The 21629-nt window shown below is 72.3% G+C and carries 20 protein-coding genes; 5 read left to right on the forward strand and 15 right to left on the reverse strand.

What is annotated here, in order from left to right:
• Window positions 1-46: 46 nt before the first annotated feature.
• The 6 genes from JQN83_RS05510 to kdd form a co-directional block, all read right to left on the reverse strand.
• Complete coding sequence (locus JQN83_RS05510) at window positions 47-1393, reverse strand: glutamate mutase L (RefSeq protein WP_208565959.1); 1347 nt, start codon at window positions 1391-1393, stop codon at window positions 47-49.
• On the reverse strand, window positions 1390-1782 hold the full coding sequence (kal, locus tag JQN83_RS05515) for a 3-aminobutyryl-CoA ammonia lyase (RefSeq protein ID WP_208565960.1): 393 nt from the start codon (window positions 1780-1782) through the stop codon (window positions 1390-1392). The genes JQN83_RS05510 and kal overlap by 4 nt, the downstream gene beginning before the upstream one ends.
• Window positions 1779-2573, reverse strand: a complete 795-nt coding sequence (gene kamE / locus JQN83_RS05520) for a lysine 5,6-aminomutase subunit beta (RefSeq protein ID WP_208566444.1) — start codon at window positions 2571-2573, stop codon at window positions 1779-1781. The genes kal and kamE overlap by 4 nt, the downstream gene beginning before the upstream one ends.
• 149 nt (window positions 2574-2722) lie before the next feature.
• Window positions 2723-4318 (reverse strand): lysine 5,6-aminomutase subunit alpha, encoded by a 1596-nt coding sequence (gene kamD, locus JQN83_RS05530; RefSeq protein ID WP_307799036.1) that lies wholly within the window; start codon window positions 4316-4318, stop codon window positions 2723-2725.
• Window positions 4315-5880 carry an amidohydrolase gene (locus JQN83_RS05535; RefSeq protein WP_208565961.1) on the reverse strand — a complete coding sequence of 522 codons (1566 nt, stop codon included), beginning with the start codon at window positions 5878-5880 and terminating at the stop codon, window positions 4315-4317. The genes kamD and JQN83_RS05535 overlap by 4 nt, the downstream gene beginning before the upstream one ends.
• Window positions 5881-5885: 5 nt before the next feature.
• On the reverse strand, window positions 5886-6947 hold the full coding sequence (gene kdd, locus JQN83_RS05540; RefSeq protein WP_504739788.1) for an L-erythro-3,5-diaminohexanoate dehydrogenase: 1062 nt from the start codon (window positions 6945-6947) through the stop codon (window positions 5886-5888).
• A gap of 183 nt (window positions 6948-7130) precedes the next feature.
• On the opposite strand from kdd, the gene JQN83_RS05545 reads away from it, so the two are divergent.
• Complete coding sequence (locus JQN83_RS05545) at window positions 7131-8537, forward strand: KamA family radical SAM protein (RefSeq protein WP_372443975.1); 1407 nt, start codon at window positions 7131-7133, stop codon at window positions 8535-8537.
• 61 nt (window positions 8538-8598) lie between these two features.
• Here JQN83_RS05545 and JQN83_RS05550 read toward each other — a convergent pair whose 3' ends face one another.
• The 3 genes from JQN83_RS05550 to JQN83_RS05560 form a co-directional block, all read right to left on the reverse strand.
• On the reverse strand, window positions 8599-8934 hold the full coding sequence (locus JQN83_RS05550) for a YnfA family protein (protein ID WP_208565962.1): 336 nt from the start codon (window positions 8932-8934) through the stop codon (window positions 8599-8601).
• A 65-nt stretch (window positions 8935-8999) separates the two neighbouring features.
• Window positions 9000-9191, reverse strand: coding sequence for a CsbD family protein (locus tag JQN83_RS05555; protein WP_208565963.1), 192 nt, complete (start codon window positions 9189-9191; stop codon window positions 9000-9002).
• Window positions 9192-9369: 178 nt separating this feature from the next.
• A complete protein-coding gene (locus JQN83_RS05560; RefSeq protein ID WP_208565964.1) occupies window positions 9370-10488 on the reverse strand; it encodes an FAD-dependent oxidoreductase in 1119 nt (372 codons plus the stop codon).
• Window positions 10489-10541: 53 nt separating this feature from the next.
• On the opposite strand from JQN83_RS05560, the gene JQN83_RS05565 reads away from it, so the two are divergent.
• Both JQN83_RS05565 and JQN83_RS05570 read left to right on the forward strand, forming a co-directional pair.
• Entirely contained in the window at window positions 10542-11234 is a 693-nt protein-coding gene (locus tag JQN83_RS05565; RefSeq protein WP_208565965.1) for a TetR/AcrR family transcriptional regulator, read from the forward strand.
• Between the two features lie 211 nt (window positions 11235-11445).
• Window positions 11446-12012, forward strand: coding sequence for a histidine phosphatase family protein (locus tag JQN83_RS05570; RefSeq protein WP_208565966.1), 567 nt, complete (start codon window positions 11446-11448; stop codon window positions 12010-12012).
• A gap of 47 nt (window positions 12013-12059) precedes the next feature.
• Here JQN83_RS05570 and JQN83_RS05575 read toward each other — a convergent pair whose 3' ends face one another.
• The 3 genes from JQN83_RS05575 to JQN83_RS05585 are packed head-to-tail and all read right to left on the reverse strand — an operon-like array spanning window position 12060 to window position 13978.
• Window positions 12060-12551 (reverse strand): Lrp/AsnC family transcriptional regulator, encoded by a 492-nt coding sequence (locus JQN83_RS05575; RefSeq protein ID WP_208565967.1) that lies wholly within the window; start codon window positions 12549-12551, stop codon window positions 12060-12062.
• Between the two features lie 59 nt (window positions 12552-12610).
• Entirely contained in the window at window positions 12611-12826 is a 216-nt protein-coding gene (locus JQN83_RS05580; RefSeq protein WP_208565968.1) for a DUF433 domain-containing protein, read from the reverse strand.
• Between the two features lie 9 nt (window positions 12827-12835).
• Window positions 12836-13978 (reverse strand): acyl-CoA dehydrogenase family protein, encoded by a 1143-nt coding sequence (locus JQN83_RS05585; protein WP_208565969.1) that lies wholly within the window; start codon window positions 13976-13978, stop codon window positions 12836-12838.
• A gap of 192 nt (window positions 13979-14170) precedes the next feature.
• Between JQN83_RS05585 and JQN83_RS05590 the strand changes: the two genes are divergently transcribed.
• Window positions 14171-15304, forward strand: a complete 1134-nt coding sequence (locus tag JQN83_RS05590; protein ID WP_208565970.1) for a glycoside hydrolase family 5 protein — start codon at window positions 14171-14173, stop codon at window positions 15302-15304.
• Between the two features lie 117 nt (window positions 15305-15421).
• Here JQN83_RS05590 and JQN83_RS05595 read toward each other — a convergent pair whose 3' ends face one another.
• Window positions 15422-16489 carry a DUF4037 domain-containing protein gene (locus JQN83_RS05595; RefSeq protein WP_208565971.1) on the reverse strand — a complete coding sequence of 356 codons (1068 nt, stop codon included), beginning with the start codon at window positions 16487-16489 and terminating at the stop codon, window positions 15422-15424.
• Between the two features lie 240 nt (window positions 16490-16729).
• Between JQN83_RS05595 and JQN83_RS05600 the strand changes: the two genes are divergently transcribed.
• The gene (locus JQN83_RS05600; protein ID WP_208565972.1) at window positions 16730-17650 is read left to right on the forward strand and encodes a 5'-3' exonuclease; all 921 of its coding nucleotides are present in this window, start codon (window positions 16730-16732) and stop codon (window positions 17648-17650) included.
• A 116-nt stretch (window positions 17651-17766) separates the two neighbouring features.
• On the opposite strand, the gene JQN83_RS05605 is transcribed toward JQN83_RS05600, so the two are convergent.
• Together JQN83_RS05605 and JQN83_RS05610 are read right to left on the reverse strand one after the other, a co-directional pair.
• Window positions 17767-18654, reverse strand: coding sequence for an MHYT domain-containing protein (locus JQN83_RS05605; RefSeq protein WP_208565973.1), 888 nt, complete (start codon window positions 18652-18654; stop codon window positions 17767-17769).
• 167 nt (window positions 18655-18821) lie between these two features.
• Complete coding sequence (locus JQN83_RS05610; RefSeq protein WP_208565974.1) at window positions 18822-21626, reverse strand: DEAD/DEAH box helicase; 2805 nt, start codon at window positions 21624-21626, stop codon at window positions 18822-18824.
• Window positions 21627-21629: the final 3 nt, after the last annotated feature.

Below are 21629 nucleotides of genomic sequence, written 5' to 3' on the forward strand. Positions count from 1 at the left end.
ACCGGCCAGTCACGTCCACCAACCCGGCGTGTCGCGTCGGCGGGTCTCAATCCCCACCGAGATGCCGACGCAACAAAGCCGTCGCCGCCACCGGATGCTCCCCCGCCAGCAACCCCCCGGCGGCCAGCACATAATCCACATCCACCACCGGCCGCGCCGCCCGCGGCAACGGCCACCCACCCGCACGATCAGCGAGCACCTGCGCCAACACCCCCACCCCGGCACCGGCCGACGCGTGACGCAGCACACCACCGGAACCCACCAGCAGCCGCACATCCCGCAGATCCCGACCCGCCCGCTCCCCCGTCGCCGCACCCCGGGCATGCCGCCGCAACGCCACCGTCGCCGCCAACACCGCGATCCGCCCGTCCACCGCCCGACCCGCCGCGTCAACCGGCAGGAACCCCGGATCAGCCGCCCGCACCGCCGCCGCCGCCGCCAACTCCTCCTGCCCGACCGCATCGAGCAACCGTTCCTGCACCGCCGCCCGGACCACCCCCGGCGCGCTCCACCGCATCCCCAGGTCACCCTCCACGGTGCGGGCCCGCCACAACGCCCCAGCCACCTCCCGACCCGGCCCACCGGCCCGCTCGTCCGGCGTCAACACCGAATACACGTCGGTCGTCGCCCCACCCACGTCCACCACCGCCAGATCACCCCCCACCACGTCGGCGAGGACCTCCACCCCGGTCAACACCGCATCCGGGGTCGCCGCCCGCACCAACCGGGCGAACCGGGACCCCCGCGACAACCGCTTACCCCCGATGACGTGCCGCAGGAACACCTCCCGGATCGCCGCCCGCGCCGACACCGGCGCCAACACCCCGATCCGGGGCAACACGTTGTCCGCCACCGTCACCGGCACCCCCGCCGCCGCCAACACCTCCCGCAACCCCTCCCGCACGTCCACGTTGCCGGCCAACACCACCGGCACCCGCCACCGGGCCCGCGCCAACCGCGTCGCGTTGTGCGTCACCGTGTCGACGTCCCCACCGTCGGTGCCACCGACCAGCAACACCACATCCGGCCGCGCCGCCCGCACCGCCGCCAGCTCCGCCGCCGCCAACCGGCCCGCCGCCACGTGCACCACGTTCGCCCCCGCCGACAACCCCACCCGCCGACCCGCCTGCGCCGTCACCAACGGCTCGTAACCCACCACCGCCAACCGCAACCCACCACCCGCCGACGAACACACGTACCACGGCAGAGCACCCGCACGCCCCACGCCGGCCCCGTCGACCGCCGCACCCACCGCCGCGTCCAACCCGTGCAGCACGTCCGTACCGACCGTCGTCGGCGCCGACGCCGCCCCCACCAACCGCCCCACGGCCAGGTCCACCACCGCCGCCTTCGTCCAGGTCGACCCGACGTCGGCGCAGACCGCCAGACTCACGCCGCCCCGGGAACGACCACGGTGCCCGTCGCCGTCACCGCCACGACCGGCTCCGCCAACACCTCCGCCGCCGACCCACCCCGCTCCGGCCGACCCCGACACACCACCCGCGCCACGAAATCGACCGTCCGGCTGCGGGTACCCACCCGCACCACCGTCGCCGTCACCTCCAGCACGTCACCCGCCCGCACCGCCGCCAGGAACTGCACGTCCGCGTACGACGCGAACAACCCCTCGTCACCATCGGTACGGATACACACCTCCGTCGCCACGTCCCCGAACAACCCCAACGTGTACGCCCCATCCACCAGGTTCCCCGCGTAATGGGCGTGCGAATACGGCACATACCGCCGATGCGTCACCGTCAACCCGACCCGCGAATCGCTCATGCCCCCGCCTTCCTGCTCGTCACCAACGCGTGCACCAGATACGACGCCACCTCACCCGGCGTGGTGCCCCGACCGAAGATCCGGTCCACCCCCAACTCCGCGGTCATCGTCTCGTCGAACCGCGGCCCACCCACGATCAGCAACGGCCGCTTACCCGCCGGCAACGCCTCCCGGAACGCCGCCGACATCTCCCGCGTGTTGTGCAGATGCGCATCCCGCTGCGTCACCACCTGCGACACCAACACCGCATCCGCCCGCTCCCGCCGCGCCGCCTCCACCAGCTCCGGCACACTCACCTGCGCACCCAGATTGGTCACCTTCAACTCCCGGTAATACTCCAGCCCCTTCTCCCCGGCGATACCCTTCACATTCAGGATCGCGTCGATACCCACCGTGTGCGCATCCGTGCCGATACACGCCCCCACCACCGACAACTTCCGACGCAACCGCTGCTTCACCACCGCGTTGACCTCCTTGGCGCCCAGCAACGGAAAGTCCCGCTCCACCACCTGCACCTGATCCAGATCCACCAGATGGTTCACCCGCCCGTACACCACGAAGAACGTGAACCCGTCACTCATCGGCTTCGCGTGCACCAGCATCGCCGGATCGATACCCATCCGGTTCGCCAACTGCACCGCCGCACCCTCGGCCCGCTTGTCGTGCGGCACCGGCAACGTGAACGACACCTGCACCATCCCGTCACCGGTGGTGTCCCCGTACGGCCGCACGACCCGCTTCCCGGCGACCGCGCCAGCCCCCACGACACCAGTGCCGTTCCCGCCGGGCATGCTCTCGCGGCCCGCACCGCGTTCGGTGCGCTCACTCATGCCATTCCGGTCGGGCATGCCTTCGCGGCCCTCACTGCGTTCGGTGCGCTCACTCATGCCATTCCCGCCGGGCACGCCTTCGCGGCCCTCACTGCGTTCGGTGCGCTCACTCATGCCGGCTGCTCCAGGATCTCCGTCGCCGGGTTGTAGTAGCCGGCCTCGTGCCGCGCCACCCCCGCCAACCCCTTACCCCGGTCCGCCGGGCGCTTCATGATGCCGAACGTGCCCTCGGCGATCGCCGTCAACAACGACTGGTCCCCGATCCGCTCCAACAACTGCACCGCCTCACCCAACACCCGGTTCGCCCGCTGCTGGATGAACCCACCCGGCGCCGGCACGAAATCCTCGTGCAACCCACCCGCCGCACCCAACACGTACCGCACGTTCTGCAACGCGATGTCCCGATCCGACAACCACGGCGTCACCACCGCCTCCGTCATCATCCCCACCAACAGGATCCCCTGCCCCGTCATCGTGCCCACCAGATTGAAGAACCCGTCCAACAGGTTCCCCCGGAACACGTCACCCGTCATGTGCTTCGTCGGCGGCATCCACTTCAACGGCGCATCCGGAAACAACTCCCGCGCCAACAACGCATGCGCCAACTCCAACCGGAACGACTCCGGCACATCCGGATTGATCTCGAACGCGTGCCCCAACCCCAACTGCCAGTCGGCCAACCCCGCCTCATGCGCGAAGAACTCGTTGAGCAACTGCGACACCGTCACCGTGTGCGCCTCGTCCACCGCATCCGCCGTGGTCAGATAGTTGTCCTCACCGGTGTTGATGATGATCCCCGCCCGCGCGTGCACCTGCCGCGAAAACCGCTGGTCCACGAACGTCCGGATCGGATTGATGTCCCGGAACAAAATCCCGTACATCGAATCGTTGAGCATCATGTCCAGCCGTTCCAGACCCGCCAACGTCGCCATCTCCGGCATACACAAACCAGACGCATAATTCGTCAACCGCACATACCGACCCAACTCCTTCGACGTCTCATCCAACGCCGCCCGCATCAACCGGAAGTTCTCCTGCGTCGCATACGTCCCCGCGAAACCCTCCCGGGTCGCCCCCTCCGGCACATAGTCCAACAACGACTGCCCCGTCGACCGGATCACCGCGATCACATCAGCACCCGCCCGCGCCGCCGCCTGCGCCTGCGGAATGTCCTCATAGATGTCCCCGGTCGCCACGATCAGATAGATCCACGGCCGCCGCACCGGATCCCCGTACCGCCTGACCAGACGCTCCCGCTCCACCCGCCGCCGATCAACCCGCCGCACCCCCGCCGCCACCGCCCGCCGCGACACCCGCCGCGCCGCCGTCGCCGCCCGCCCCGACGGCACCACGAACCGCACCGACCCCGCCGCAGCCTCCTGCGCCAACACCGTCACATCGTCGACACCCTCCCGCGCCAACGCGTCGAACACCGGCAACGCCACCCCGTGCCCCAGCCCCACATCCGCCACCACCGCATCCACCAACCGGTTCACCCACGGAATGCCGTCCGGATCCGCCCCCGACACCCCCGCCAGCCGCAACACCGCCCGCTCCACCGACACCGTCGTGTGACTCCGCGCCAGATCCACCACCGGCTGCCCGGCCCGACGCGCCAACTCCCGCGCCCGACCCACCAACACCGGATCAAGACCAAGCTTGCCCGACCCGCCCTGCCGCGCCGTACCGATGGATCGCTCGCTCACGAAACGCCTTCCTCATAGATGACCTCACCACGCAACACCGTGCGCCGACACACCGGCAACGGCGTCGGATCCGCCGGACCCCGCAACTCAGGATCCCCGGCCTGCACCACCGGCAACCCCCGCTCCACCCCCGCCGGACTCGACCACACCGCGAACGTCGCCGGCGCACCCAACGCGATCACCCCCTCGTTGTCCAGATGCACCGCCCGCCACCCGCCCCGGGTGTGCGCCGCGAACGCCGCCCGCACACTCATCCGCTGCGACACACTGTGATGCGCCGCCGCCGCCCGCACCGAACCCCACGGATCCAACGGCGTCACCGGCGAATCCGACCCGAACGCCAACGCCACCCCCACCGCATGCATCGCCCCCATCGGATTCGACTCCAACGACCGGGCCAGACCCAACCGCGACTCGTACATCCGACCCGCACCACCCCACAACCGGTCGAACGCCGGCTGCATACTCGCCACCACCCCGTACTCCACGAACCCCGCGATCAACCGCTTGCTCATGATCTCCGCATGCTCCACCCGGTGCCGCGCCGCCCGCACCCGGTCCGTGCCCAACACCGCCGCCGCCCCCGCGAACCCCTCCAACACCGTCGCGATCGCCGCATCACCGATCGCATGGAACCCGCCCTGCATCCCGTGCGCCGCACAATCCACCAAATGATCACGAACCTGACCGGCACTCAGATAACCGTGACCGCAACCCTCACCGTCGAGGTAATCCCGCGACACGTGCGCCGTCCGCGACCCCAACGCCCCGTCCGCGAACAGATCACCACCCGCACCCACCGCACCCAACTCCCGCGCCCGCGCCGCCCCCGACAACTCACCCCAGTACCCGTACACCTCCGGCAACCCCGCCCCCGACAACGCCAACAACCCGGTGAAGTCCTCCTCGTCGGAAATCTGCGGACCACCACACTCGTGCACCGCCGCGATCCCCAACGACGCCGCATGCGCCAACGCCACCCGCTGCGCCGCCACCCGCTGCACCCGACCCACCGAACCCTGCGCCGCCGCCCGCACCACATGGTGCGCGTCGCGCCGCAACCACCCCGACGCATCGAAACCCGGCACCACCGCCGCCTGCGGACACGCCGCCAGCAACGCCTGCGACACCAACGCCGAATGGATCGACGCCTGCGACAGGTACACCCGCCGGCCACCCGCCGCCCGATCCAGCTCCACCGCATCCGGCAGCCGCGGATCCCCCCACGCCGACTCGTCCCAACCGTGTCCCAACACCACCGCGTCACCCGGCAGACCCGCCGCGAACGCCGACACCGCCGCCAGCAACTCCCCCGCCGACCGCACCGACGACAGCTCCAGACCCGACAACACCAGCCCGGTATCCGTCGCGTGCACGTGCGCGTCCACGAACGCCGGCGTCACCAACGCCCCGTCCAGCTCCACCACCCGATCGGCGGCCGGCGCATCCGCCGCCCCACCCAACCAGGCGATCCGCCCGTCCCGCACCAACAGCGCCGTCGCGCTCGGCTCCGCCGGACAGTGCAGCACTCCACCGCGATACAACGTCGAGGGGTTCGTCATGGCACTCAGTCTGCCGCCAACCGGGACTCGAAGAGACCACGTACCCCCGGCTCCGACCGCAACAACCCCAACGCCAGATCCGCATGCCCCGGCACGAACCCGTTACCCACCAGCATCGTCACGTCCGCCGCCAACCCCTCCGCACCCAACGCCGCCGCCGCGAAACTCGTCGCCATCGAGAAGAAGATCACCGTGCCGCCGTCCGCCGTGGCCAACACCGCACCGTGCTCACACCCCGGCACGTCCACGCACACCACCGTCACGTCCGCCGGCCCACCCAACGCCGTGGTCACCGCCGACGACAACCCCACCGGATCCCGGGCATCGGCCAACGCCACCACCGACGCCAGACCAGCCGCCACCAGCGCGTCCCGCTCCGCCGCCACCGGCACCACCCCGACGGTACGACCCGCACCCGCCCGCCGCGCCGCCGCCAACGACAACGACCCGCTCTTACCGCCCCCACCGATCACCGCCACCGTCACCGCCGACCCGTCACCGGCGCGCTCCCGCCGCGCCACCTGCTCGGCGACCACCCGGGCCGTCAACGCCGGCGCCCCGCACACGTCCAGCACCGCCAACGCCAACTCCGGATGCAGGTCCCCCGGCAGCACCGCCGCGATCGACCGGGCGAACAGGATCGCGTACCCGTCACACGGCACCTGCTCGCTGCGCCCGTCCCAGCGGGCCAACCCGTCGAGGATCGTCAACGGCGTCAACGTCAACGACACCAGCGTCGCCACCCGGTCACCCACCGCCAACCCCAACGGCGACCGACGGCCGACCTCCTCCACGGTGCCGATCAGCATCCCGCCCGACCCGGTCACCGGATTCTGCATCTTGCCCCGGGTCGACACGATCTCCAGCACCTCGGCGCGGATCTTCTCCCCGTCCCCGTCGTGCTTCTGCGCCAACTGCCGGAAACTCGCCGCGTCGAGATTCAACCGCTCGACCCGGATGCGCACCTCGTTCGGGGCGATCCGAGGGTCGGCATCCAGCCGCCAGGCCGCCTGCGGCAGCACCCCCGCCGGCTCCACGACACGGTGCAGGCCCACCGGTGACGTCACACCAACCTCCCCCCTCCACCGCCCGAAGCCCCGACCAGGACTCGCATCGCGGGAAAACTTACGGCAGACTAATTTCTTCGCCGGATATTTTCCAGTAGCCTTCGGATCTACCGATCATCAACCGCCGGCCACCCGGCTCGCACCCGCCGGCCACCCCGGCCACGCACACCACGAGGAGGGGCCGTGACCCAGACCCAACCGATGGCGACCATCCCTGGGCCCCGCCCCGCCCCGGTCGCCGTACCGACCGCCGGCCAGCCCTACGAATACCGCCGCAGCCCCCTGGTCGAGCCCGACTGGACCCGCTTCCCCGGCTGGCGTCACGTCACCCGCGAGCAGTGGGAGAACGCCCAGTGGCAACGCGTCAACTGCGTCAAGAACATCAAGCAGCTGCGCGCCGTCCTCGGCGACACCGTCGACGAGACCTTCTACACCGACCTCGCCGCCGACCAGCAGGCCCTGGCCACCATGTCGATGCTGGTGCCACCCCAGATGATCAACACGATGGTGCCGTTCGCCCCGATGACCACCGAGGCGTTCCGCGCCGACCCGATCCGCCGCTACATGATCCCCGTCGCCGCCGACCGGCGCACCGACTGGCCGTCACACCCCTACGCCAGCCGTGACTCACTGCACGAACACGACATGTGGGTCGCCGAGGGCCTCACCCACCGCTACCCCACCAAGGTCCTCGCCGAACTGCTCTCCACCTGCCCCCAGTACTGCGGACACTGCACCCGGATGGACCTCGTCGGCAACTCCACCCCCGCCGTCGACAAACTCAAGCTCACCCTCAAGCCCGTCGACCGCTACGACGCCCACATCAGCTACCTCAAGGCCCACCCCGGCGTCCGCGACGTGGTCGTCTCCGGCGGCGACGTGGCCAACGTCCCGTGGCGCAACCTTGAGTCGTACCTCATGCGGCTTCTCGAACTCGAAACCGTCCGCGACATCCGGCTCGCCACCAAGGCCCTCATGGGCCTGCCCCAGCACTGGCTCCAGAACGACGTCGTCGAAGGCCTGGAACGGGTCGCCCGCACCGCCGCCCGCCGCGGCGTCAACCTGGCCATCCACACCCACGTCAACCACGCCCAGTCGATCACCCCGCTGGTCGCGAAGGCCACCCAGACCGCCCTCGACGTCGGCGTCCGCGACGTGCGCAACCAGGGCGTACTCATGCGCGGCGTCAACGCCACCACCCCCGACCTGCTCGACCTGTGCTTCGCCCTGCAGGGTGAGGCCGGCATCCTGCCGTACTACTTCTACATGTGCGACATGATCCCCAACGCCGAACACTGGCGGGTCCCCGTCTGGCACGCCCAGCAGCTCCAACACGACATCATGGGCTACCTGCCCGGCTACGCCACCCCCCGGATCGTCTGCGACGTGCCCTTCGTCGGCAAGCGCTGGGTGCACATGCTCACCGAGTACGACCGGGAACGCGGCATCTCCTACTGGACCAAGAACTACCGCACCTCCATCGAGTCGGCCGACCTGGAGGCGCTCAACAAGCGCTACGCCTACTACGACCCGATCGACACCCTCCCCGAGGCCGGCCAGCAGTGGTGGGCCGCACACCGCGACGACTGACCCCACGACACACCCACCCCGCCGCCCCCGACGACCCGACCGGTCCCGGGGGCGGCGCGCGTCACGCCCCGCGCGGGGCGTACATGATCACGGCGACGCCGAGCAGGCAGATCGCCGCGCCCGTCAGGTCCCACCGGTCCGGCCGGAAACCGTCCACCAGCACCCCCCACGCCAGCGATCCCGCCACGAACACCCCGCCGTACGCGGCCAGGATCCGGCCGAAGTTCGCATCCGGCTGGAAGGTCGCCACGAAGCCGTACACGCCCAACGCGAGCACCCCGGCGGCGATCCACCACAGCCCCCGGTGCTCCCGCCAGCCCTGCCAGATCAGCCACGCCCCACCGATCTCGGCGAACGCGGCCAGGACGAACAACACCAACGACCGGGCGACCAACATGCCCGCACGCTAACCCGGACAGCCCCCTGAGCATGCTCAGGGGGCTGTCCGCACGGGTGATCCGCTCAGCGCATGGCGTCCCGGACGTCGCGACCGGCGTCCTTGACGTGCTCACCGGCCTGCCGGGCGCGCGCCTCGCTCTGCTCGGTGGCACCCTCGGCGCGCATCCGCTCGTTGTCGGTGACGTCGCCGATCCGTTCCTTCGCGGCGCCGGTCAGCTCCTGGGCCTTGTTCTTCGCCTTGTCGGTGAAGCTCATGTCGCCTCCTGTCGCTGCGGCGGTCACGGGGCCGATGCCCCGCACCCGTGGCGTCCCCGCTCCGTCCGGCTCGAAACGAATTCGCGCCGTAGGCGCTGCTGTTCGTGGTGTGCCGTGGCACACCACCGGTAAGCCATCCTAGGACAATGGGCGGCGAGCGGTGGCCTGCCGCCGGTGATCAGGAGGGCTGGACCTGGTCGAAGAGGGCGAGGGCTTCGGCGGGGTCCGGGCTCACCAGGCGTTCCAGACCGGCCGTCGTGATCCTCGACCAGGTGGCGGCCCGGGCCCACATCCGTTCCTCGAAGGCGCGGACCGCCTCGTCCAGATTCTCCGGGTCGGCGGCGATGGCCTCCGCGAGCTCGGCACCGTCCAGCATCGCGAGGTTCGCGCCCGCCCCCAACGGTGGCATCAGGTGGGCGGCGTCGCCCAGTAGCGTCACCCCCCGGACATGGTCCCAGGTGTGGGACGCGGGTAGGACGTAGACGGGTCGGTGGGCGAAGGCGGTGCCGTGGCCGAGCAGGTCGCGCACGGGAGCGGCCCAGCCGTCGAACAGCGCCAGCAGACCCGACCGGGTGGCCTCGACATCGGCCAGGTCCAGGTGCGCGTGCCAGTCCAGCGGCGCGCGGAGCCTGGCGTACACCTTGACGTGACCGCCGCTGTTGCGTTGGGCGACGAGAGACCGGTTCACGCCGTACACGGACACCGAACCCGCACCGATGAGCCGGGCGAGGTCAGGGTGGCGGGTGTCGACGTCGTCGAGGGAGGTCTCGACCGAGGTGACACCGGTGTACTGCGGCGTCACCGACGAGACCGCCGGACGGACCCGGGACCAGGCGCCGTCGGCGCCCACCACGAGATCGAACGCCTCCGGCGGCCCGTCGGCGAAATGCACCAGGACGCCCTCCCCCGCCCCCGGCACCACCCGCGTCACCTCCCGCCCCCACCGCACGTCCAGCGAGCCGAGCAGCAGATCGCGGAGTTGCCCGCGGTCGATCTCCGGATTGGCCCGCTCGTCCGGGGCGGGTTTCCAGTCCCGCAGCACGGTCCCCGCGGCGTCCAGGATGCGCATGGCCTGTCCTTCGGGACGGGACAGCGCCTCGAACTCCGCCAGCAACCCCGCCTTGTCCAGGGCCCGCTGCCCCAGCCCCTCGTGCAGGTCCAGCGTGCCGCCCGGGGGGCGGGAGTCGGGCGAGGGATCACGTTCGAGGACGGCGACCCGGTGGCCGTGGCGGTGCAGGACCCGGGCGAAGGTCAGACCCGCCGGGCCGCCCCCGACCACAGCTATACGATGTCTCATGGCGATACACCGTATAGCTCCCCTACAATTCAGCGCAACGACAGGGAGTGACCATGAGTGTCTGGGACCGGCCCGCCCCGCCGAACCCCCCCGTACCGCTCGACCGGGGGCAGATCATCGCCGCCGCCATCGCGCTGGCCGACGAGGGCGGGCTGGCGGCGGTCTCGGTGCGTAAGGTCGCCGCCCGACTGAACGCCGGCCCGATGCGGCTGTACGGCTACATCTCCACCAAGGACCAACTGTTCGACCTCATGGTGGACGAGGTGTACGCCGAGATCCTCCCCGGGGAGCGACCCGGTGACTGGCGGGAGGCGTTGCGCGGCCTCGCCCACCGCACCAGACAGGCCGCGCTGCGGCACGAATGGCTGGCCGACCTGCTCGGCGGCCGCCCGGCCCTGGGCCCGAACGGCCTCGCCGTCACCGAAGCCACGCTGGCCGCCCTCGACGGCCTCGCCGACGTCGACACCGTCATGCGCGCCGTGGAGACGGTCAGCGCCTACTTCACCGGCGCGATCAGGCGCGAGGTCGCCGACCTGCGGGCCGAACGCGCCACCGGCCTGTCCAAGCGCGAGTGGCAGCGTGCCTCCGGCCCGCACGTGACGAAGATGCTGGCCACCGGCCGTTTCCCGGCGCTGAGCAGGGCCGTGCACGACGGCACCGAGGTGGCCGCCGAGGTCTCCTTCGCCACCGGCCTGGACTGGGTCCTCGACGCCGTGGCCGCCAGACTCACCCGACCGGCGGGGTGACGATCCGCTCCCGCCGCAGGTGGGAACCCCGCAGAACGACGGCACGCTCTGCGGTCCCGGTCCCGGTCCCGGTCCCGGTCCCGGTCCCGGTGGCGGTCCCGGTGCGGGCGCCGGTGGCGGTGGCGGAAACCGGCGAACGGACCGGTGTCTCCGCGCCGGGAACTGCGGGCGGAGCCGGGCCGGGCCCGGCGGATGCTGGTTGACTGGGGGGATGAGCGAGATCATCCTGATCCGGCACGGCGAGACGACGTGGAGCGCCAGCCGGCGGCACACCTCGTACACCGACCTGGAGCTGACCCCCGACGGCGAGCGGCAGGCCCGCGCGCTGGCCGGGGTGCTGACCGGCCAGCGCCTCGCCACCGTGCTCGCCAGCCCCCGGCGGCGGGCGCTGCGCACCGCGCAGCTCGCCGGCCTCACCGTCGACCACACCGACGACGACCTCGTGGAGTGGAACTACGGCCGGTACGAGGGCCGCACCACCGCCGACATCCACACCGACCGGCCGGACTGGGACATCTGGACCGACGGCTGCCCCGACGGGGAGGCCCCCGACGAGATCGGCGCCCGGGTCGACCGGCTGCTCGCCCGGCTCACTCCCCTGCTGGAGCGGGGCAACGTGGGCCTGGTCGGGCACGCCCACCAGCTGCGGGTGGTCGGCGCCCGGTGGATCGGGCTGCCCCCGTCCGGCGGCGGCAAACTCCGCCTGGACACCGCCACCGTCAGCGTGCTCGGCCACGAACACGGCCGACCGGTGCTCCTGCGCTGGAACGGCCGCTGAGCGGGCCCCGCGTCACGCCACCCGCCGACGGGGCACCACCGGGGGTGTCAGGCCGACGCCTCCGCGCCACCCCGGGCCCGGGGCCGCAACTCGCCGACGGTGATCTTCGGCGGTCGCCCCTCGTACGGCGTCGACAGCACCACCGTCGTGCGGGTGGTGACGTTCGCCGCGGTACGGATCTCCTGGAGCACCCGTTCCAGGTCGGCCGGCCCGGCCACCCGCACCAGCAGCAGGTAGAAATCCTCCCCCGCCACCGAGTAGCAGGAGTCGATCTCGGGCAGGTGGGCCAGCCGCTCCGGCGCGTCGTCCGGTTGGGACGGGTCGAACGGCCGGATCGCCACGAACGCCGTCATCGGCAGGTCCAGCGCCTCGAACGACACCCGGGCGGTGTACCCGTTGATCACACCGCGCTGTTCCAGCCGGCGGACCCGCTGGTGCACGGCCGAGACCGACAGGCCGACCCGCTCCGCCAGATCCGTGTACGACAGACGGCCGTCGGCGGTCAGCGCGGCGACGATGGCACGGTCGATCTCCTCCACGCGTGCAACCTACCCGGTGGAGCGCTCCCCTGGCGACGACGTCCCGCCGGAGGTGACGCTCAGCGGGCCGCCCGGTCGCGCACCGCGTCCGCGGCGAAGTTCAACACCTCGGCCAGATCGTCCTCGTCGAGGAAGGGCAGATCGGTGAGGATGTCCGTCACCGACATCCCCTCCGCCATCATCGCCAGCAGGGTCGCCACCGGGATCCGGGACTGCCGCACGCAGGGTGCGCCACCCATCACCTCGGGGTCGATGGTGATCCGGGGAAAGGTCACCGGCACAGGCTAGTCCCTCGCCAACGCCCGGGAGATCACCAGCCGTTGGATCTGGTTGGTGCCCTCGACGATCTGGAGCACCTTCGCCTCGCGCATGTACCGCTCGACCGGATGGTCGGACACGTAACCGGCCCCGCCGAGCACCTGCACCGCGTCGGTGGTCACCCGCATCGCCACGTCGGTGGCGAACAGCTTCGCCTTGGCCGCCTCGATCGAGTACGGCCGGCCGGCGTCGCGCAGCCGGGCGGCGGCCAGGGTGAGCGCCCGGGCGGCGGAGATCTGGGTGGCCGCGTCGGCCAGCAGGAAGCCCAGACCCTGGAAGTCGATGATCGACCGGCCGAACTGCTGCCGTTCCCGGGCGTAACCGACGGCGTAGTCCAGCGCCGCCTGGGCCAGGCCCACCGCGCAGGCGGCGATGCCGAGCCGCCCCGAGTCCAGCGCGGACATCGCGATGGTGAACCCCGCCCCCTCGCCGCCGATCAGCCGGTCGGCCGGCACCCGGGCGTCATCGAAGGCGACCTGCGCCACCGGCGAGGAGCGCAGCCCCATGGTCCGCTCGGCCGCCTGCGGCACGATGCCCGGCGTGTCCCGGTCGGCCAACAGGCAGGAGATGCCCTTCGGGCCCGGCTCGCCGGTGCGGCAGAAGACGTTGTAGAAGTCCGCCACCCGGGCGTGCGTGATCCACGCCTTGACCCCGGTGACCAGGTAGTCGTCGCCGTCGCGGACCGCCCTGGTGGTCAGCGACGCCGCGTCCGAGCCCCCCTGCGGCTCGGAGAGGCAGTACGCCCCGAGCAGTTCCCCGCCCACCAGGTCCGGCAGCAGTTTGCGTTGGGCGTCGGTGCCGAACTCGGCCAGCGGGTAGCAGGACAGGGTGTGCACGCTGACCGCCTCGGCGACCGCGAGCCAGCGCCCGGCCAGGATCTCCAGCACCTGGAGGTACACCTCGTACGGCTGGGCGGCGCCGCCGTGCTCCTCGGCGTAGGGCAGGCCCAGCAGGCCCGCCCGGCCCAGGGTGCGCAGCACGTCCCGGGGGAACTCGGCGCGCTCCTCGAAGCCGGCGGCCCTCGGCGCGAGCTCCCGGTCGGCGAGTTCGGTGGCGAGGTCGAGCAGGTCGTGGGCCTCGTCGGTGGGCAGGATCCGGTCGACAGTCATAGCGCGATGAACTCCAGGGTGGTGAGCCGTTGCCCGTCGTCGGGCGCCACCCCGTCAGCTTAACGGTCGTTTGGGCCAGGGCCCAGTCCGGCGGTCGGGACGCGACCACGTCCCGGGGTGAACCGTGGCCGCGTCGATCTCGTACCACCGGATGCCTTCCCCGGGTCCCGACGAGCCCGACCGGAGATTCCGATGCACCGACGCGCAGCACTGACCTGGACCGGGGTGGCCCTCGCCGCCCTGGTCACCGGCTGGGCGGCCCTGGCCGTCCCCACCGCGAGTGCCGACACCGAGCCCGCGCCACCGGCCACGGCCGGCCCCGTCGCCACCGACCCGACCACCGGCACCACCGGTCCCCCGGCCACCGCCACCGACGGGCCCACCGCGGGCCCGGCCACCGCGCCCGCCGGGTCCCCGGTGGCCGTGCACGGCCGGCTACGGGTGTGCGGGGTGAACCTGTGCGACGAGGCCGGCGAACCGGTCCAACTGCGCGGGATGAGCAGCCACGGTCTCCAGTTCTTCCCGAACTGCCTCAACCCGGACTCGCTGGCCGCGCTGCGCACGGACTGGCAGGCCGACTTCGTCCGGGTGGCCATGTACGTCCAGGAGGGCGGCTTCGAGACCGACCCGGCCGGCTTCACCCGCAGGGTCGACGAGGCCGTGGCGACCGCCAGCGCGCTCGGCCTCTACGTGGTGGTCGACTTCCACATCCTGACCCCCGGTGACCCCCGGTTCAACCTGGAGCGGGCACAGTCGTTCTTCGCCGACGTCGCCGCCCGGCACGCCGAGCGGACCAACGTGCTCTGGGAGATCGCCAACGAACCCAACGGGGTCGGCTGGGCCGACATCAAGAGCTACGCCGAGCAGGTCATCCCGGTGATCCGGGCCGCCGACCCGGACAGCGTGGTGCTGGTCGGCACCCGGGGCTTCTCCTCCCTCGGCGTCTCCGAGGGCGCCGACGAGACCGAGGTGATCGACGACCCGGTCGACGCCACCAACATCATGTACACGTTCCACTTCTACGCCGCGTCCCACCGGGACCTGCAACGGGCCACGGTGGCCCGGGCCGCCCGGAGCCTGCCGCTGTTCGTCAGCGAGTTCGGCACCCAGACCTTCACCGGCGACGGCCCCAACGACCTCGACAGCGCCACCACCTGGCTGGACCTGCTCAAGAGCCTGAAGATCAGCTATGCGATGTGGAGCTTCTCCGACGGGCCGGAGAGCAACTCGGTGTTCCGGCGGGGCACCTGCGCCGGTACCGATTTCACCGGCACCGCCGTGCTGACCGAGTCGGGGGAGTTCATCCGCAGCCGGATCCGGGGCTGACCCGGCTGGACGACGACGGTCGGCGTCGCCGCACGCGGCGGGGCCGACCGTCGGTGGCCGCGACCCACCCCGACGCAGACCGCCGCCCGGCGACGCCACGTCCCCCCGGCGGTGCCGTCAGCCGGCGACGACGGCGCAGACCCGGCGCGCACGATCGGGGTGGGTCAGCACGTCCACGCTGTCGACGTACTGGTCCACGGCCCCGACCAGCGGCCGGTCCCGCAGTGCCGGGTCTGCGACCGCGGCCCGCAGCGCGGCGGCGAGGCGGGGCGCGTCGAGCACCAGGAAGGGCCGCCCGTGGAAGGGCCGGGCCGTGGTGACGACCGGCGCGGCCAGCCCGGTCGCGTTGGTCCACTCCCCGACCGTCTCCAACGCCCGCACCAGGCCCGCCTGCCGGTGCGGCCAGTCGCCCGGAGAGAGGGTGTCCGCCAGCGCCGCCACCACCGGCCCGGCATCCGGCAGCGCGGCGAACGCGGTGCCGAGCCACTTGTCGTACGGCGGCCAGCGCCGGTGCAGCAGCAGACCGAGACGCATCAGGTCGTGGGCCACCCGGGCAGCCACCAGGCGGCTGCCCAACGCGTCGCCCACCTCGGCACACCGGCCGACGAGATGCTCGGCCTGCCCCACCCGGGTCCACCCGGCGGCCAGCACGTGCCGCCACACGTCGTCCGGATACCAGGCCAGGCGGGCGCGGACCGCGCCGACCGCGCCGCCGAGCCCGTCGTGGAAGACCGCACCCGCGGTCAGTTCGGCCAGCCGCTGGGTCGGGGTGGCGAGCCAGTCGTCGGTGGTGACCGCGACGGTGGGGTCGAAACCGAGCCGGCCCCGCAGCCAGTCCCGCCAGCCCGCCACCTCGACCCCGCTACGGTCCCCGGCGGCATCGGGCACCCCCAGCCGCGCGGTCGGCCAGCTGAGGAACCGGGTCGGTCGGCCCAGGAACCGGGTCGGCAGGTCGACCAACGCCGCCCGCACCGACGCCAGGTCGGCCGGCTCGGCCAGAAAGATCTGCGCCCGGGGGCCCCAGTCGTGGTCGGTGGAGCGCTCGGTGTCCAGACCCAGCAGCTCCGAACCGCCGTCGAGCAACCCCGCCGAGTACCGCAGGCCCGGCAGTCGGCTCGCCAGCAGCGGCGCGAGGACCTCGTCGTGGAAGCGGCGGCACAGCACCAGACCGGGCACGAACTCCATACCCGCAGTCTCGCCCCGCCGGCCGGTGGGTGTCACGCCGGTTTCCCGCCCACCACCGGTTACTCGACCGGCTCCGGGTCCGGTACGGCCGGGACACCCTCATCGTGGCCACCGTGCCGGTGCGCTGGTGACCCGACGGGTGCGGGAGAACACCGCGTCACCGGCCGGCCCGAGCTGCGGCCCGGGTCGACCGTCGTGCCGTCCCCCATCCCGTCGGTGGGGTGTGCCAGGCTGTCGGGCGTGGCAGACCAACCCCCGATCCTGCTGATCGACGCCCCCAGCCTCTACTTCCGGGCCTACTTCGGGGTGCCCGAGTCGGCGGCGCGGACCGACGACGGCCAGCCGGTCAACGCCGTGCGCGGGTTCCTCGACATGCTCGCCCACCTGGTCCGCACCCGCCGGCCCGACCGGATGGTCTGCGCGCTCGACCACGACTGGCGGCCCGCCTGGCGGGTGGAGCTGCTGCCGTCGTACAAGGCGCACCGGGTCGCCCCCGAGGGAGGTGAGGAGGTGCCGGACACCCTCTCCCCGCAGGTGCCGGTGATCCTCGACGTGCTGGCCGCGATCGGCATCACCGCCACCGGGGCCACCGGCTACGAGGCCGACGACGTGCTGGGCACCCTGTCGGTCACCCAACCCGGCCCGGTGGAGGTGGTCTCCGGCGACCGGGACCTGTTCCAGCTCATCGACGACGCCCGCCGGGTCCGGTTGCTCTACGTCGGTCGCGGGGTGGCCAAGCTCGACGACTGCGACGACGCCGCGGTCCGGGCCCGCTACGGTGTCCCCGCCGACCGGTACGCCGACTTCGCCGCGCTGCGCGGCGACCCGAGCGACGGGCTGCCCGGGGTGCCCGGGGTCGGCGAGAAGACCGCCGCCCGGCTGATCGACCGCTACGGCGGCCTGCCCGGCATCCTCGCCGCACTCGACGACCCGGGCTCCGGCTTCGCCCCGGGGCTGCGGGCCAAGCTCGACGGCGCCCGCGACTATCTGGCGGTGGCCCCGAAGGTGGTCCGGGTCGCCACCGACGTGCCGCTGCCGACGCTGGTCACCACGCTACCCACCGCGCCCGCCGACCCCGACCGGCTGTTGGAGCTGGCCCAACGGTGGAACCTGGCCGGCTCCTGCCGACGGCTGGTCGACGCCCTCGCCGCGCAGCCCTGACCCGGCCGGCGCGGGCTGTGCCGGCCCGGCCGGGGGACGTCCCGGCCGGGCCGGGTCCGGTACGCGCGCCGCACGCCCGGTACGCGCGGCGGGGAACATTGCCGGTGCGGGCCCGGTCAGCGCGGGGGTGGGACGTCGCGGCGGGACGGGAACGGGGTGCCCGGCCGACCCAGGGTGGCCGACCGGCTGCGCAGTCCCACCGGGTCCGGGGCGGTCTCCGGTTCGACCACCGGCGCGTTGGCCTGCCGGGCGTGCAGGTAGGCGGCGGCGGCCCGGTCGTCGTCGGTGGGGGCGGCGAGCAACGCGTAGACCAGCCCGACCACCACGAGGATCACCGCGAGGACGATCGGCACCAGCAGCGTGCTCACCCCCGCGCCGGTCAGCTCGCCGCGCCGCTCGTGCAGGTGCACCGACAGGGCACTCATCCCGGTGAAGTGCATACCGTTGACGGCGACCCCCATGACCAGGGCCGACCCGGCGATCGCCAGCCCCCGGCGGACGGTCATCGCCAGCCACAGCGCCACGGTGGCCGCGACGACGGCGATGGCCACCGACAGCCCGACCCGGGTGGCGTCGTAGCTCAGGTCGCCGTTGAGCCGCATCGCCGCCATCCCCGTGTAGTGCATGGCGGCGACACCGATGCCGGTGAACAGGCCACCGCCGAGGACCTTCGCGGCACCCAGCCGACCGGTGCCGACGATGGCCAGGCCGATCCCGACGGCGGTGACGGCGATCACCGTACTGGCGACGGTGAGCGGAACGTCGTAGCGGATCCGGGTGCCGGTGACCGCGAAGCCGAGCATGGCCATGAAGTGCATCGCCCAGATCGCCGTGCCGCCGATCGCCCAGGCCGCCAGCAGACCCCACCAGAAGCGCTGCCCGGAGCTGGAGGCGGTACGGATCCGCCCGGCGCAGACCAGACCGAGGAACGAACCGAGCACGGACAGTGCGTAACTCAACGCGGGTGTGATCCACCCGTACTCAAAGTGATTGATCTCCGCCACGGCGGCCTTCCCCCCACTCATTACCGGCGCGTAGGAGACCGCGCCCGAGCAATGATCGGGGAGGCTCCGAGCAGGCGCAACATCGGCCCCCCGGTTTCCTGGCGGGTGCCGTCACGGTGACCGTGCGATGCGTCGATTCACCGCCCGTCGGTGACCGAAAGTGATGATCAGGCGGAGGTGTAATGGGCGAGTACGCCCCGGTTCACGGCCGCGATCGCCTGCCGCGCGGTGGCCCGCAGCTCGATCGACGCCCCACCGGAGTCGGATAGCTGACCGAGCAAGTCGGCGACCTGCCGGGCCCACCGGACGAAGTCCCCGGCAGGCATCTCACCGTCGATCTGGTGCCCGCTGGCGAGCACCTTGGCCAGGGTCTCCCCCCGCGCCCAGCGGTAGATCGGCCAGGCGAACCCGAAATCCGGTTCCCGGGTCACGGTCAACCCCCGCTGCGCCTCGTCGGCCTCGATCTCGCTCCACAACTTGAGCGTCTCGTCGACCGCGTCGGCGACCGGCCCGCGCGGCAACGACGCCCGCTCGTCGACGTCCCGGCGGGCCTCGAAGACCACCACCGACACGGCGGCGGCCAACTCCGCAGGGGACAGCCCGTCCCAGACGCCCCGCCGCAGGCACTCGGCGACCAGCAGGTCCGCCTCGGTCCAGATCCGGCCGAGCATCCGCCCGGCGTCGGTCACCCGCCCGTCGGCGGACAGGTAGCCCCGGGCGGTCAACAACGCGACGATCCGGTCGAAGGTCCGGGCCAACGAGCCAGTCCGCCCCGACACCCGCTGCCGCAGCTCCTCCGTGTCGTTCTCCAACCGGCGTCGCCGCTCCGCCCAACGGGCGTGGTCCTCCCGTTCCGGGCAGGCGTGGCAGGGGTGCCGACGCAGCTCGGTGCGGAGCTGGCTGAGCCGGTGGTCCTCACCGGCGGCCTGCCGGGAACGCCCGCCCCGCCGACCGCCGTGCCGGTCCAGCCCGGTGCTGCTCACCTCCGCCGCGAGATCCCGCCGGGCGGCCGGCGAGCGGTGGTTGAAGTGCTTGGGCACCCGGATGCGGGCGAGCACCTCGGCCGGGGTGGTGAAGTCGCCGGGACTGATCCGCCCCGCCCAACGGTCCTGGGTGAGCACCAGCGGCCGGGGCTCCCCGAACCCCCCGGTCGCCGGGTCGAGGACGACCGCGAGCCCGGCCCGCCGCCCGGACGGCACCCGGATCACGTCACCGACCCGCAACCGCTCCAACGCCGCCACCGCGGCGGCCTTACGCTGGGTCTGCCCCTGCCGGGCGATGGCCCGCTCCCGGTCGGCGATGGCCACCCGCAACGCGAAATACTCGTCGAAGTCACCCTGGTGGCAGACCGCCTCCGCGCCGTACGCCTCGATGGTCTCGGTGTTGCGCTGCACCTGGCGGGCCAGCCCGACCACCGAGCGGTCCGCCTGGAACTGCGCGAACGACGACTCCAGCAACGCGCGGGCCGGCTCGACTCCGACGCTGCCGACCAGGTTCACCGCCATGTTGTACGACGGCCGGAAGCTCGACCGCAGCGGATAGGTGCGGGTGGAGGCCAGGCCCGCCACGTGCCGGGGGTCGGTCTCCGGCGACCAGACCACCACCGCGTGCCCCTCGACGTCGATGCCCCGTCGACCGGCCCGCCCGGTGAGCTGGGTGTATTCCCCCGGGGTCAGATCGACGTGGGCCTCGCCGTTGAACTTGACCAGCCGCTCCAGCACCACGCACCGGGCCGGCATGTTGATGCCCAACGCCAGGGTCTCGGTGGCGAAGACCGCCTTGACCAGGCCCCGGACGAACAGCTCCTCGACGACCTCCTTGAACACCGGCAGCATCCCGGCGTGGTGGGCGGCCAGACCACGCTCCAACCCGTCGAGCCACTCCCAGTAGCCCAGGACGCTGAGATCCTCACCGGGGATCGCGGTGACCCGCGACTCCACCACCCGGCGGATCTCGGCGCGTTCCTCCGCCGAGGTCAACCGCAGGCCGGCCGCCAGGCACTGCTGCACGGCGGCGGCGCAGCCGGCCCGGCTGAAGATGAACAGGATCGCCGGGAGCAGCCCCTCCCGGTCCAGCCGGTCGACGATGTCGGGGCGCATCGGGCCCCGCCAGCGCGGGCCACGCCGCCCGCCGCCGGGGCCGGCGCTGCGCCCCTCCCCCAGCTCCAGCCGCCGGGTCTGCTCCCGGGTGTAGCGCAGCAGCTCGGGATGCACGTCGTGCTTGCGGGCCGCGTCGGCGTCGTGGAACAGGTCGAACATCCGCTTGCCGACGAGCATGTGCTGCCACAGCGGCACCGGCCGGTGCTCGCTGACCACCACCGCCGTCTCACCGCGCACGGTGACCAGCCAGTCGGCGAACTCCTCGGCGTTGGAGACCGTCGCCGACAGCGACACCAGGGTCACCGAGGAGGGCAGGTGGATGATCACCTCTTCCCAGACCCCGCCCCGGAACCGGTCGGCGAGGTAGTGCACCTCGTCCATCACCACGTAGGCCAGGCCGGCCAGGGTGGTCGACCCGGCATAGAGCATGTTGCGCAGCACCTCGGTGGTCATCACCACCACCGGGGCGTCCCCGTTGATCGCGTTGTCGCCGGTGAGCAGGCCGACCTGTGCGGCCCCGTAACGCTGCACCAGGTCGTGGTATTTCTGGTTGGACAGCGCCTTGATCGGCGTGGTGTAGAAACACTTGCGCCGCACCGGTGGCGTCGCCGGCTCGTCGGCCGCCGCCGACACCGCCGCAGGCGTGCCCCGCAACGCCAGGTGGACGGCGAACTCACCCACCACCGTCTTGCCCGCCCCGGTCGGGGCGCAGACCAGCACCCCGCTGCCCCGCTCCAACGACTGGCACGCCTCGCGCTGGAAATCGTCGAGATCGAACCCCAGGTCGAGGGCGAACTCTTCCAGGGCCGGGAACTGGGCGGCCTGGGCAGCCCGGCGGCGTGCCTCGGCGTACCGCTCGGCGGGGCTCGACATGTC

Origin of the sequence: Micromonospora antibiotica (assembly GCF_017599305.1) — a bacterium.
Lineage (GTDB): Bacteria > Actinomycetota > Actinomycetes > Mycobacteriales > Micromonosporaceae > Micromonospora > Micromonospora antibiotica.